Source organism: Arthrobacter sp. UC242_113 (assembly GCF_044054585.1).
Taxonomy (GTDB): domain Bacteria; phylum Actinomycetota; class Actinomycetes; order Actinomycetales; family Micrococcaceae; genus Arthrobacter.
The window spans coordinates 1,241,638-1,255,133 of sequence record NZ_CP171968.1; the positions used below are offsets into that span (position 1 = coordinate 1,241,638).

General features: G+C 64.9%; 11 protein-coding genes. All 11 read left to right on the forward strand.

The annotated features are described in order from the left end of the window. Nucleotides 1-4 precede the first annotated feature (4 nt). Nucleotides 5-946: an ABC transporter permease gene (locus ACHMXB_RS05530; protein WP_395403476.1), complete on the forward strand. Its 942-nt coding sequence runs from the start codon at nt 5-7 to the stop codon at nt 944-946. Continuing rightward, on the forward strand, nt 943-2,796 hold the full coding sequence (locus ACHMXB_RS05535; protein WP_395403478.1) for a dipeptide/oligopeptide/nickel ABC transporter permease/ATP-binding protein: 1,854 nt from the start codon (nt 943-945) through the stop codon (nt 2,794-2,796). The genes ACHMXB_RS05530 and ACHMXB_RS05535 overlap by 4 nt, the downstream gene beginning before the upstream one ends. Then, on the forward strand, nt 2,793-3,677 hold the full coding sequence (locus ACHMXB_RS05540) for an ATP-binding cassette domain-containing protein (protein ID WP_395403480.1): 885 nt from the start codon (nt 2,793-2,795) through the stop codon (nt 3,675-3,677). Before ACHMXB_RS05535 ends, ACHMXB_RS05540 begins: the two co-directional genes overlap by 4 nt. Before the next feature lie 28 nt (nt 3,678-3,705). Then, complete coding sequence (locus ACHMXB_RS05545; RefSeq protein WP_395403482.1) at nt 3,706-4,575, forward strand: sugar phosphate isomerase/epimerase family protein; 870 nt, start codon at nt 3,706-3,708, stop codon at nt 4,573-4,575. 60 nt (nt 4,576-4,635) lie between these two features. Beyond that, complete coding sequence (locus ACHMXB_RS05550; RefSeq protein ID WP_395403484.1) at nt 4,636-5,802, forward strand: Gfo/Idh/MocA family protein; 1,167 nt, start codon at nt 4,636-4,638, stop codon at nt 5,800-5,802. Between the two features lie 146 nt (nt 5,803-5,948). Next, nucleotides 5,949-7,010: a LacI family DNA-binding transcriptional regulator gene (locus ACHMXB_RS05555; RefSeq protein ID WP_395403486.1), complete on the forward strand. Its 1,062-nt coding sequence runs from the start codon at nt 5,949-5,951 to the stop codon at nt 7,008-7,010. A gap of 85 nt (nt 7,011-7,095) precedes the next feature. After that, nucleotides 7,096-8,502: a glucuronate isomerase gene (uxaC, locus tag ACHMXB_RS05560; RefSeq protein WP_395403488.1), complete on the forward strand. Its 1,407-nt coding sequence runs from the start codon at nt 7,096-7,098 to the stop codon at nt 8,500-8,502. Further along, complete coding sequence (locus ACHMXB_RS05565; RefSeq protein ID WP_395405135.1) at nt 8,502-9,932, forward strand: mannitol dehydrogenase family protein; 1,431 nt, start codon at nt 8,502-8,504, stop codon at nt 9,930-9,932. Before uxaC ends, ACHMXB_RS05565 begins: the two co-directional genes overlap by 1 nt. Before the next feature lie 216 nt (nt 9,933-10,148). Then, nucleotides 10,149-10,868, forward strand: coding sequence for a sugar-binding domain-containing protein (locus ACHMXB_RS05570; RefSeq protein ID WP_395403490.1), 720 nt, complete (start codon nt 10,149-10,151; stop codon nt 10,866-10,868). Further along, nucleotides 10,822-11,973 carry a beta-glucuronidase gene (gene uidA, locus ACHMXB_RS05575; protein ID WP_395405137.1) on the forward strand — a complete coding sequence of 384 codons (1,152 nt, stop codon included), beginning with the start codon at nt 10,822-10,824 and terminating at the stop codon, nt 11,971-11,973. The genes ACHMXB_RS05570 and uidA overlap by 47 nt, the downstream gene beginning before the upstream one ends. A 59-nt stretch (nt 11,974-12,032) precedes the next feature. After that, on the forward strand, nt 12,033-13,469 hold the full coding sequence (gene uidB / locus ACHMXB_RS05580) for a glucuronide transporter (RefSeq protein ID WP_395403492.1): 1,437 nt from the start codon (nt 12,033-12,035) through the stop codon (nt 13,467-13,469). The last annotated feature ends 27 nt before the right edge of the window (nt 13,470-13,496 follow it).

Here is a 13,496-nt window from a genome sequence, read left to right on the forward strand (position 1 = left end):
CCCCATGATCAGGTTCATTGCGAAAAGGCTGGGCAGCGGGCTGGTGGTGCTGTTTGTTGTCTCGGCACTCACCTTCTTCCTGCTGTACGTCTCCAGCGGGAGCATCGCCCGGAACATCCTGGGCGACCAGGCCACCGCTGAGCAGGTGGCGATGAAAGAACACGAGCTGGGGCTGGACCAGCCGCTGGTGGTCCGCTACTTCTCCTGGGTAGCCGATGCGTTGAGCGGCAACCTTGGTGCCTCGTGGTTCACTTCCGAGCCCGTGGCCAACTCCCTGGCCACCCGGATCCCGGTGACCATGACCATGGTTTTCGCCGCAATGATCCTGATCGCCATTTGTGCCGCACTCATCGGCATCATCGCTGCGGTCAAGCGCGGCTGGGTGGACAGGCTGGTCCAGGTTGGCGCCATCATCGGCGACTCCGTTCCGGGGTTTGTCATTGGCGTCATCCTGGTCACCATCCTGGCCATCCAGCTGGGCCTCTTCCCGGCCACCAGCACCATCTCCCCGGACGCCGGGGCCGACGCGTGGGTCTACTCCATGGCGCTTCCGGTGATTGCCCTGCTGGTCAACGGCGTCACAGGCGGCGCGCAGCAGATCCGCAGCGCCGTCATCAAGCAGCTTGAGCGCGACTACGTCCGCACCCTGCGCAGCCGCGGGATCGGCGAGCGGGAGATCTTGTTCAGGCACGTCCTGCGCAGCGCGGCCCCGGCCGGCCTGACCGTGCTGAGCCTGCAGCTGATCGGCATGCTTGGCGGCGTGGTGATCATCGAGCAGATCTTCGCCCTTCCCGGCATGGGCCCGCTGGCGGTCGCCGCTACGGGCCAGTCGGACCTCCCGGTGGTGATGGGCGTCGTGATGTACACGGTGGTCGTCGTCATTGTGGTCAACCTGCTGGTGGACATTCTCAATGGCTGGCTCAACCCGAAGGTACGTGTGTCATGAGTGACTCTGTAGAAACCGCGGGAGTTGCCGCACCTGCGCCCTCCCTTCATACCGGGCAGAGCGGCACGGTGGTCCGCTCCACCGTGGTCCGGCGCCTCCTCAGGAACCCGCTGGGCATCATCGCCATCGCCATCCTGCTGGCGATCTCGCTGCTGGCCATCCTGGCTCCGGTCCTGGCACCCTTTGACCAGAACTACGCCAACATCGCCAAAACCCTCGCCGCGCCGGACTCCGTCAACATCCTGGGAACGGACAGCGCCGGGCGTGATGTCTGGAGCCGCCTGCTGTTCGGTGCGCAGCTGACCCTGCTTTCGGCCTTGCTCTGCGCCGGCGTCGCCATTGCCATCGGTCTGCCGGCCGGCCTGATCGCCGGCTACTACGCCGGCAAGTTCGAGGCGGTCTCCAACTGGGTGGTCAGCATCCTCATGAGCCTGCCCGGACTGATCGTGCTGCTGACCATCCGGGCGGCCTTCGGCCCCTCGGTATGGATTTCCATGATCGCGTTCGGCATCCTCATCAGCCCGTCCTATTTTCGCTTGACCCGCACCGCCGTCCAGTCTGTGCGCAACGAGCTGTACGTTGACGCCGCCAGAGTTTCCGGGCTTTCGGACCTGAGCATCATCGCCCGCCACATCTTCTCCGTGGTCCGGGCACCCATCATCATCCAGACGGCGGCCATTGCCGGCGTAGCCATCGCCATCCAGTCCGGACTGGAATTCCTGGGCCTGGGCGATCCCACCAAAGCAACCTGGGGCGTCATGCTCTCGGAGGGCTTCAAGAACGTATACCTGAACCCCACCCTGCTCTTCTGGCCGGCACTCGCCATGGCATTGACCATCGGCGCGCTGGTCCTGCTGGGCAACGCCATCCGCGACGCCCTCGAAGACGGCGAAAAGATCAAGCACCGCAAGAAAGCGGCCCAACAGAAGGGCACGACGGCGGCACCCGCCAGGGCGGGCCAGCAGCGCAAGTCCGTGGCCGCCGTCGAGCTTGGAACCGAGCACCACCTCGTGAAGGTGACCAACCTGGGCGTGGGGTACCCGCAGGCCGACGGTTCCGTCAAAAAGGTGGTGGACAACGTCTCCTTCCACGTAGACCGCGGCGAGATCCTCGGCATCGTGGGTGAATCCGGGTCGGGCAAGTCCCAGACGGCGTTCTCCATTCTGGGCTTGCTTCCCGATAACGCCCGCATTGTGGCCGGTTCCATCCAGTTCGACGGCAACTACACCGTCGGCCCGGGTGAGGACCGGGTCGATCAGGCACGGCTGTCCAGGCTTCGCGGCAGGAGGATCTCCTACATTCCGCAGGAACCCATGAGCAACCTGGACCCCGCTTTCACCATCGGATACCAGCTGGTGACGCCAATGGTGCGCGTCCTCGGAATACCCAAGGAAGAAGCCCGCAAGCGTGCGCTGAAACTCCTGGCCGACGTCGGAATCGCCAACCCCGAACGGACCTTCAGCGCCTACCCCCACGAAGTCTCCGGAGGCATGGCCCAGCGTGTGCTGATCGCCGGTGCCATCAGCTGCGAACCGGACCTGGTGATCGCCGATGAGCCCACCACGGCGCTGGACGTCACCGTGCAGGCCGACGTGCTCGACCTCCTGCGCGAGCTCCAACAGCGGCTGAACATCGGGATCATCCTGGTGACCCACAACTTCGGCGTGGTGGCAGACCTCTGCGACCGTGTGGCCGTCATGCAGAACGGCCGCCTGGTGGAGGAAGGATCCGTCCGCGACATCCTTCGCAACCCCAATGAGCAGTACACCCGGACCCTGCTGGCGTCCATGCTCGAAGGCAAAACCCCCATGTCCACGCTTGTATCCAGCCAGAAGGAGCCGGCCGCATGAGCACTGTGGAAGTTGCAGAAAATTCCCCGCTCCTGACAGTAGAGAACCTGGTGGTCGAGTACCCCAGCAAGAAGTTCCGCGCCAAGCCGTTTCGGGCCCTCACGGATATCAACATCTCCATCGGCCAGGGCGAGACCCTTGGCCTGGTGGGGGAGTCCGGTTCGGGAAAGACAACCCTGGGCCGTGCCGTGCTTGGCCTGGCCCCGGTGACGGCCGGAAGGATCACGTTCGAAGGCCGGGACATCAGCCAGGCCACCCGCAAGCAGCGGCGGACCCTGAGCCGTGACCTCCAAGTGGTCTTCCAGGACCCGTACACCTCCCTGAACCCGGCCCTCGAGATCGGCGCCATCCTCGCCGAACCCCTCGGAGTGCAGGGCCTGGAGCAGACAGCGGCCAGGAAGCGCGTCAAGGAACTGCTTGACCAGGTGGGGCTGCCCTCGGACGCCATCCACCGCCTGCCACGGGAGTTCAGCGGCGGCCAGCGCCAGCGCGTGGCCATCGCCCGGGCACTCGCGCTCTCACCGAAACTGATCGTCTGCGACGAACCCGTCAGTGCACTTGACCTGTCCACGCAGGCACGCGTCCTTGACCTGTTCCTGCAGATCCAGAAGGACACCGGCGTTTCCTACCTCTTCGTCTCCCACGACCTGGACGTCGTGCGGCACATCAGCCACCGCGTGGCCGTCATGTACCACGGCGAAATCGTCGAACAGGGGCCTGCGGACGTGGTAACCCGGGACCCCGAGCACCCCTACACCCAGCGTCTCCTGCTGGCGTCTCCGGTGCCCGATCCGGACCGGCAGGAGCAGCGCCGGGCGGACCGTCACCGGCTGCTGGAAATCCAGCGGCATCAGAACGAACAGGCCGGCGTCCCCGCCTGAGGGCACCGTCAAAACTGAAAGGACCACCATGGCCAACACAGCCACAATTGGCGTACAAGCGATGATGCTCAAAGAGAGCTTCACCGAACTCGGGGCGTTCGAAACGCTCCGGAAGGTCAGCGCGATCGGCTACAACGCCGTCGAAATCTCCCAAATCCCGATGACAGCGGAGAACGTCACCGAACTGGACCGGTCCCGCAGTGAACTGGGCATGGACATTGCGGCATTGTCGGTCGCAATGGAAACCCCCAAGGGCATGCCCGGCGATTCGCTCAAGGACCATTTCGACAAGATCGTTGACGACGCGAAACGCCTCGACGCCAGGCTCCTGCGGATCGGGATGCTTCCCTTCCCGGCCATGAAGTCGATCGGCGCCGTGGTGGACTTCGCCAAAGAAGCCAACGAGTACGCCGAGCGCCTGCAGGAGCACGGCATCGGCCTGTACTACCACAACCACCACATCGAGTTCGCGAAGTTCGACGGCAAATACATGCTGGACATCATCGCCGAGAACTCCCCGGCCATGGGCATGGAAATCGACGTTCACTGGGTGCAGCGCGGCGGACTTGACCCCGTCCGGACCCTCGCGAAGTACGCCGGGCGCACCGCCATGGTGCATCTGAAGGACTACCGCATCGGCGAGCCTCCCCAATCGGCCTTCGGGCTCCTGGAATCCGGGGACGTCACTGGCTTCATGGCCGAGTTCAAGGACGTGGTCCAGTTCGCCGAAGTGGGCGAGGGCAACCTGGACTTCCCGGCCATCATCCCGGCCGCCCAGGCCGCCGGCGCACAGTACATGCTCGTGGAGCAGGACCAGCTGTACGGCCGCACCGTCTGGGACGCGCTGCAGACCTCCCACGACAACCTGGTGGCCATGGGCCACGCCGACCTTTTCTAACCCTGGATCCCTACCATCCGGCTTTCGGCAAGCTCAACCAACGAAAAAGGAAAACAAACTGTGAGTAAGAAAGTACGCCTCGGCATCATCGGCCTGGGCCAGCAGGGCGGCGCCTACGCCAAATTCATCACCGACGGACTGGTTCCCAACATGGAAATCGGCGCCATCTGCGACACGGACCCCGCCAAGAAGGAACTCGCGGCTTCCCAGTACCCGGACGCACCCTTCTACGAGGACTACATCGCCATGCTCGAAAGCGGCGACGTCGACGCAGTAGTCACGTGTGTCCCGCACTTCCTCCACCCCGAAATGGGCATCGAAACACTCAAGCGCAACATCCACGCACTCGTCGAGAAACCGGCCGGCGTCTACACCAAGCAGGTCAAGGAACTCAACGAGTTTGCGGCCAGCAAGCCTGAGCTGTCCTTTGCCATCATGTTCAACCAGCGCAACAACCCCTTGTACCAGAAGCTCAAGGAGATCGTCGAGAACGGCGAGATCGGCGCCATCCGCCGCACCAACTGGATTATCACCAACTGGTGGCGGCCGCAGGGCTACTACAACTCCAGCGAATGGCGGGCCACCTGGGGCGGCGAGGGCGGCGGCGTCCTGGTCAACCAGGCACCGCACCAGCTGGACCTGTGGCAGTGGATCTGTGGCGTGCCGAAGTCTGTCTACGCGAAGGTGGCCTACGGCTTCCGCCGCGACATCGCCGTCGAAGATGAAGTCACCGCGGTGGTGGACTACGGCGACGGCGCTACAGGCGTTTTCGTGACCGCTACCCACGACCTGACCGGCACGGACCGCTTCGAGATCCTGGGCGACCAGGGCAAGATCGTCGTCGAAGGCTCCAAGACCGCCACCGTGACCCGCCTGGTCAAGCCTGAGCGCGAACTCAGCGACGGCATGGGCATGGACGATGTCCGGAAGCTCTTCATGGGCGAGCTGAACCCCGAGGAGTACTACAGCACCGAAGTAGTGGAGTTCGAATCCGCCTGGGGCGCCCAGCACTCCGGCGTCCTGGAGAACTTCGCCGCCAACATCCTGGACGGCACCCCGCTGCTGGCTCCGGGGTCCGACGGTATCAACGGCGTCCGCCTGGCCAACGCCATTCACCTCTCCAGCTGGACGGGCAGGGAAGTAGGCCTGGACTTCGACGAGGACGTATTCCTCGCCGAGCTCAACAAGCGCATCGCCGAGGAAGGCAAGTTCCCCGAGCGCTCGTAGCCCGGCGCATACTGGCCGGACCCGGCAACCGCTGGCCACCGGTGAGGCAACTCCCGCCCAACTGACTCGCAGTTAAAGTTGTTTTGAGCCTCCAAAACGACAACTATTGCCAGTCAGTTGGGCGGGTTCGTCGTTAGGATGGGGCGGTGACTGAACCCAAGAAGCCGGACGCGCCCGCAGCAACGGGCCGGGCCAATAAGCACGCCCGGGACGGGAAATCCAACCCCACCATCTATGACATTGCCAAGGTTGCCGGCGTGAACCCGTCCACCGTGTCACGGGCCCTCAGCAAACCCGGCAGAGTCAGCGCCAAAACCCAGAAGCTCATTGAGGATGCCGCCGCCGAGCTCAACTACCAAGTCAACCCCTTCGCGCGGGCCCTGCCAACGGGGCGGACCAACACCTTCGGGCTGATCGTCGCGGATATCACCAACCCCACCTTTTTCGACATTATCCGCGGGGCAGAGACCACGGCCACGCTGCGGGACTACACACTCGTGCTCGCCGAGTCCGCTGAATCAGCCATCACCGAGCTCACGGCAGCCCGGCGGCTCATGGCCACGGTGGACGGCCTCATCCTCGCAAGCCCCCGCATGGACGACGACAACATCCGCGCGCTTGCCCGCGACAAACCGGTGGTGGTCATCAACCGCGAGGTCGAGGGCGTGCCGTGCGTGGTTCCGGATGTGAACAAGGGCATCAGCGAGGCCGTGCGCAGCCTCGCCGCCAACGGGCACACCAAGGTTGCCTTTGTTGCCGGGCCGCCGCAGTCCTGGATGTCCGCCCGCCGCTGGGAAGGCGTCCGGGCAGCCTGCGAATGGTCGCGGCTGGAGGCCGTGAGGCTGGATTCCACCAAACCCACGGTCGACGGCGGCAGGCAGGTGGCGCGCGACGTCCGGGCCAGCGGTGTCACGGCCGTGCTGACCTACAACGATCTCCTGGCCATTGGACTCATGCAGGAACTCCAGGCCGCGGGAATCGTGGTGCCGGACCAGATCAGCATCGTGGGCTTCGACGACATCTTCGGCGCCGACTTCACAACGCCGCCGCTGACCACCGTGCGCTCCCCGCTGGGGGAGTGCGGCTCGGGCGCGGCCACCCTGTTGCTTGACCTCCTGCACGGCATGGGGGAGCCTGCCGGCACAATGCGTGTGGAGACGGAGCTGGTGCTGCGCGGCTCAAGCGGCCGGCTGTTGCCCGCAGGCTAGGTCCGGCTGCAGGCCAAATCGCAAGGTTTTGGCAATTGATGGCAACCGGTTGACAAAAGCCACGCAAAAGCCGGACCATAGAGCTATGTCACAGTCGATTGCCGCCAACCCTGACCGGCTCCTGCCCGCGGATCCCGGAACGCGCAGCATTGCGCGAGACCTCCTGCAGCGCGTCCAGGACCTTCCCATCATTTCGCCGCACGGGCACGTTGACGCCGCAGTCATCGAGCACAACAGCCCCTTCCCGGACCCGGCAGCGCTGCTGGTCAGTCCGGACCACTACGTCACGCGGCTGATCCATGCCAGCGGTGTTCCGCTGGACCGGGTGCGCGGCGCAAAGGCCTCTGAACCGGATTCCCGCACCGTCTGGCACGAGTTCTGCAAGGCCTGGCCGCTGTTTGAAGGCACTGCCTCCGGCTACTGGCTCCGCACGCAGTTCGACAGCGTCTTCGGTCTCCGGCAGGAGATCAGCGCGGAGACCGCCGACGCCAGCTACGATGCGATTTCCGCCAAGCTGCTGGAGCCCGGCTTCCGGCCCCGCCAGCTTTTCAAGGACTTCAATATCGAGGTGCTGGCCACCACCGACGACCCGCTGGATGACCTGGCCAGCCACAAGGCGATCGCCCAGGATCCCACGTTCCACGGCCGCGTCCTGCCCACCTTCCGCCCGGACGCCTACCTGAACATCGCCCACCCGGAATGGCAGGCCAACGTGGACCGCCTCATCGCGGCAGCGGGCGACGGCGGCATAGGCTATGCCGGCTATCTCACCGCCCTTGAAAACCGGCGCCGTTATTTCGTGGAACACGGCGCAATCTCCGCTGACCACGGCGTCCGCACCCCCGCAACGCTCAAGCTCGACGACGGGGCCGCGGCGAAACTCTTCGACCGTGCCCGTTCCGGCCAGGCCACGGCGCAGGACCGCGACGACTTCGAGGCCCACATGATGTACCAGATGGCCCGGATGTCCGTGGAGGACGGCCTGGTCATGACCATCCACCCCGGTTCCTACCGGAACCACCATGAACCAACGTTTAACGCGTACGGTGCAGACACCGGCCACGACATCCCGTTCGCCGTCAACTACACCGAGGCCATCCGCCCGCTGCTGCAGGACTTCGGCACCGCCAAGGACTTCCACCTGGTGCTCTTCACGCTGGACGAGACCGTGTTCTCCCGCGAACTCGCGCCCCTTGCGGGCTTCTACCCGTCCGTGTTCCTCGGAGCCCCGTGGTGGTTCCTGGACGCGCCGGACGCCATGCTGCGCTTCCGTTCGGCCGTCACCGAAACCGCCGGGTTCTCCCGCTCGTCCGGCTTCATCGATGACACCCGTGCGTTCTGCTCCATCCCCGCGCGCCACGATGCCTCCCGCCGGATCGAGGCCTCCTTCCTGGCCCGCCTTGTGGCGGAGCACCGCGTCAGCGAGGACCGCGCCCACGAACTGATCGTCGACATCGTCGACGGCTCGCCCAGAAGGGTCTTCAAGCTGTGATTACCGAACTGCACTCCGCGGCCACATTCGCCGTTGACCTTCCCCAACTAAGCCGCAACCTGCAGCCTGCCCCCAAGGCGCCGGTCCGCATCGTCCACCTGGGGCTGGGTGCCTTCCACCGCTCACACCAGGCCTGGTACACGCACCATGCGGGCGACGCCGCTGACTGGGGCATCGCCTCCTTCACCGGCCGCCGCCCCGACGCCGCGCTGGCCCTGGCCGAGCAGGACGGCCTGTACACCGTGGTGGAACGCGCCGACGCCGGCGACTCGTTTACCGTAGTCAGCAGCATTGTTGAAGCGGTAGACGGCGCCGACATGCACCGTCTGGCGGAACTGATAGCGGCCCCCGCCACCGCGGTGGTCACCCTCACCATCACCGAGGCGGCCTACCGGCTTGGCGCCGACGGGCAACTCGACCGCACGGCGTCCGACGTCGTGGCGGACCTGGCGCTGCTGAAGTCCGGCACCGGAACCCCGACGACGCCGCTGGGCCGGCTGGTGCTGGCCCTCGCGGCCCGCCGGGCCGCCGGAGCCGGACCGCTCGCCGTGGTCTGCTGCGACAACCTGTCCAACAACGGCACCGTGGCGCTCAACGCCCTTGTGGGTATGGCCGGGGCGTGGGACGAAGGCGTTGCCGGATGGATCGATGCCAACATCAGCTTCGTCAGCACCTCAGTGGACCGCATTACTCCTCGCACTACGGAGGCGGACCTTGCTGCCGTGGAAGCCGGATGCGGCTACCGCGACAATTCCCCCGTGGTAGCCGAACCCTTCACCAACTGGGTGCTCAGCGGGGACTTCCCGGCCGGCCGGCCGCGCTGGGAAGATGCCGGTGCCGTCTTCGTTGACGACATCGAACCCTACGAGAACCGCAAGCTGTGGCTCCTGAATGGCGCGCACTCGCTGCTGGCCTATGGGGGCCAGCTCCGGGGACACTCCACTGTGGCCCAGGCCTTGGCCGACCCGCTATGCCTGCGGGCTGTTGAAGCGTTCTGGGACGAGGCGGAAGCGAACCTCGCCGGGCCGGAGGGCGCTGCCGCTGACCTGCAGATCCCTGCCTACCGGGCTGCCCTGCTGGCACGCTTCAGCAACGCCCGGATCGCCCACCACCTCGCACAGATCGCGATGGATGGCAGCACCAAGCTGCGGATGCGCGCCGTTCCGGTGCTGCGGGCCGAGCGCGCCGCGGGCCGGTCAGGTGCTGCTGCCGCACTGATGATTGCTGCCTGGATGGACTACAGCGCGGCCGCCGGGGAGGTCCGGGATCCGCTGGCCGACGGCGTTGCTGCCGCCAACCGGCTGAGCGGCGGGGAACGGATCCAGGCCCTTCTAAAGCTAGCGGACCCCGTCCTGGCCGCCGACGGCGGCGTCGTGGACCTGGTTGAAGACCTGTGCGGAACGTTCGGGAAGCGGGCTGTCTCCCGGTAGCGACTATCCGCACACGCACGGCTGCCCGGTTCCCCTTGCCATAAGGAGCCGGGCAGCCGTGTTTAAATGAAGTTTCAAGTAAACTTATGGCAACCGCTTGCCATTCGATTGCCAAGTGACTAGGATTACAGTACGAGCAAAAACCCGGCGCAGTGCCGGTCTTCCCAAGAATTCCCCCCTCCGGCTCAGCCCGCAAAGACGCGTTAGGACCCCCAAATGCTCAAGCCCCAGGCCAGCGAAACCCGCGAGTTGGTCAACCTCGACGGCATCTACCGCTTCAAGGTGGACTTCGACCGTGCGGGCCACCGCCAGGAATGGTTCAAGACGGCGCTGGAGACCGACCTCGAAATGGGCGTCCCGGCCAGCTACAACGATGTCTTCCCGGACAAGGCGATCCGTGACCACGTGGGCTACGTCTGGTACCAGCGCGAAGTGCGCGTTCCCCGCGGCTGGGCAGGGGAACAGATCCACCTCCGGCTCGACTCCGCCACCCACGAGGGCATGGTCTGGGTCAACGACGTCCTGGTGGCCGAGCACACCGGCGGCTACATGCCGTTCAGCGCAGACATCACCGACCACGTAACCGCCGGCCAGACGTTCCGGCTCACCGTCTCCGTAAACAACGAGCTCACCCAGGCGACCATCCCGCCGGGAAGCATCGCGGTGACCGAGGACGGCCGCAGGCAGCAGAGCTACCTCCACGATTTCTACAACTACGCGGGACTGCACCGCAGTGTCTGGCTGTACAGCACGCCCGCAGTCACCGTAGATGACATCACCGTGGTGACCGGCTTCGAAGGCACCACCGGCACTGTCGACTACACGATCGCCGCCGCCGGCGGCACCGGGAAACGAGACCGTCAGGGTCACCCTGCGCGATGCGGACGGCATAGAAGTCGCCGCAGCAGAAGGCGCCGAGGGCGCTCTGGTAATTGACGGCGTCGTGCTCTGGAAACCCGGGGCGGCGTACCTGTACAGCCTCACCGCTGAGGTCCACGACGGCGGCCGGCTGCTGGACAGCTACACCCTCCCCGTGGGAGTCCGGACTGTCGATGTCAGCGGCAAGGAATTCCTCATCAACGGCGAACCCTTCTACTTCACCGGCTTTGGCATGCACGAGGACCATGTGGCCATCGGCAAGGGCCACAGCAACGCCCAGATGGTCAACGACTTCCAGCTCCTGGACTGGGTGGGTGCCAACTCCTTCCGTACCTCCCACTACCCCTACGCCGAAGAAGTCATGGAGTTTGCCGACCGGCACGGCATCGTGGTGATCGATGAAACGGCGGCCGTCGGGCTGCACCTGGGCTTCGGGGCCGTGTTTGGCGGAATCGCAAAAAAGACGTATGTCGAGGGCGGGGTGGACGCCAACACTGCCGCAAACCACCGGCAGGCCATCAGTGAGCTCGTGGCCCGGGACAAGAATCATCCCTCGGTGGTGATCTGGTCCATCGCCAACGAACCCAACGGATCCGAGGCAGGCGCCCGGGAATACTTCCAGCCCCTGGCCGAACTCACCCGGCAGTTGGACCCCACCCGTCCGGTGGGCTACGTCAACGTCATGTTCGACACCCCGGACAAGGAACTGCTGGGCGACCTCTTCGACGTCATCATGCTCAACCGCTACTACGGCTGGTACCTGAACAACGGGGACCTGGAAACAGCGGAGCAGGTCCTGGAAAAGGAGCTGCGCGAATGGGAAGCCAAGTACGGCAAGCCGATGATCATGACCGAATACGGGCCGGACACCATGCCGGGCTTCCACTCCATCTATGAGCAACCCTGGAGCGAGGAATACCAGGCCGCGTTCCTGGCCATGTACCACCGGGTCTTTGACCGCGTGGATGCCATGGTGGGCGAGCAGGTCTGGAACTTCACGGACTTCCAAACGTCCAACGGCATCATGCGCGTGGACGGCAACAAGAAGGGCGTGTTCACCCGGGACCGCCGGCCCAAACCCGCAGCGTATGCCCTCCGCCAGCGCTGGACCGCACTGGCCGGCGTCAAAAACGGCAGCGACAAGACGATCACCAACCCGTAGCATTTTTCACTATTTCTGGCTGCCCCCTGGGCAGACACTTGGGTAAAGGAGCCCACCTCATGAAAAAGCTGAACAAGCTCAGCATCATCGGCTACGGCGCCGGCGATGCCGCCAACAACCTGGCCTTCACCACCGCCACCATGTTCCTGCTGGTCTACTACACCGACGTTGCGGGTATTTCCGCGGCAGCCGCAGGCACACTCCTGCTGGTCGTCAGGATCTTCGATGCGTTCGCCGATGTCTTTGCCGGCCGCATGGTGGACCGAAACTACAGCAAACGCTTCGGGAAGTTCCGTCCGTTCATCATGTTCGGCTCCATTCCGCTGCTGCTCCTGAGCGTGGCAACCTTCTCTGTCCCGCAGTTGGGTGAGTCCGGAACCCTGCTCTACGCCTACGTCACCTACGCAGCCCTTGGCCTGGCCTACAGCTTGGTAAACATCCCCTACGGCTCACTCGCGGGCGCCATGACCCAGGATCCGGGCGACCGGGCCAAGCTGGGATCGGCCCGTATGGTGGGCGGTCTGCTGGTGGGTTCGGCGCTCGGCATCTTCGTGGCACCCCTCATCAAGCCGGGCGCTGACCTGCAGGCAACCTTCACCACCATCAGCCTGGTATTCGTCGGGATCGGCGCCGTCCTCTACTTCTTCACCGTCCTCACCGCCAAGGAACGCGTTCACCGCGCCGTACCGAACGTTTCCCTCAAACAGAGCATGGAAACCCTGAAGGGCAACAAGCCCCTCCTGATGCTTTGCATCAGCTCCTTCCTCTTCCTCTCCGGCTACCTGGCATTAACTTCCGTGCAGCTGTACTACCTGCGCGACGTCCTCGGCCGCCTGGACCTGTACCCGGTGCTGTCCATCATCCAGCTTGTCCTGACCTTCGTCCTGGCCGCGTTGATGCCCAAGTTGGTCCGCACCATCGGCAAGAAGCACGTCTACATTTACTCCTCCCTGATCACTGTCGCCGGCGGTGTGGTTATTTTCTTCACGCCGGCAAGCCAGGTCATGATCGGCTTTGCCGGCCTGGTGCTCAGCCTCGTGGGTGTCCTCGCAATGAGCATCGTGGTGTGGGCCCTCGAGGCCGACACCGTGGAATACGGCGAATGGAAGACCGGCGTCCGCACCGAAGGCATCACCTATGCGCTGTTCTCCTTCACCCGCAAGACCGGCCAGGCCGTGGGCGGAGCCCTCGCCGCGTACGCACTCGCATTGGGCGGTTACAAGTCTGGCGGGGTCGCCCAGACGCCGGACGCCGTGTTCGGCATTCAGATCGCCGCGGGTGCACTGCCTGCCGTACTGACAATCCTCGCGGTATTGGTCATGAGCAGGTACACGCTGACCGATGCCAAGCACGCCGAGATCCTCACGGAGATCCGGGCCCGCCGCGAAAGCATCGATGCCCCCAAAAAGGCCGATATCGCCGCCGAGCCCTCCGGGGACGACACGGCCGGCACCACCGAAACAGCCACCCAGCCGCACGCGGCGCCCACCAACTGACCCCTGAACCAGCCCATCCGAAAGGAC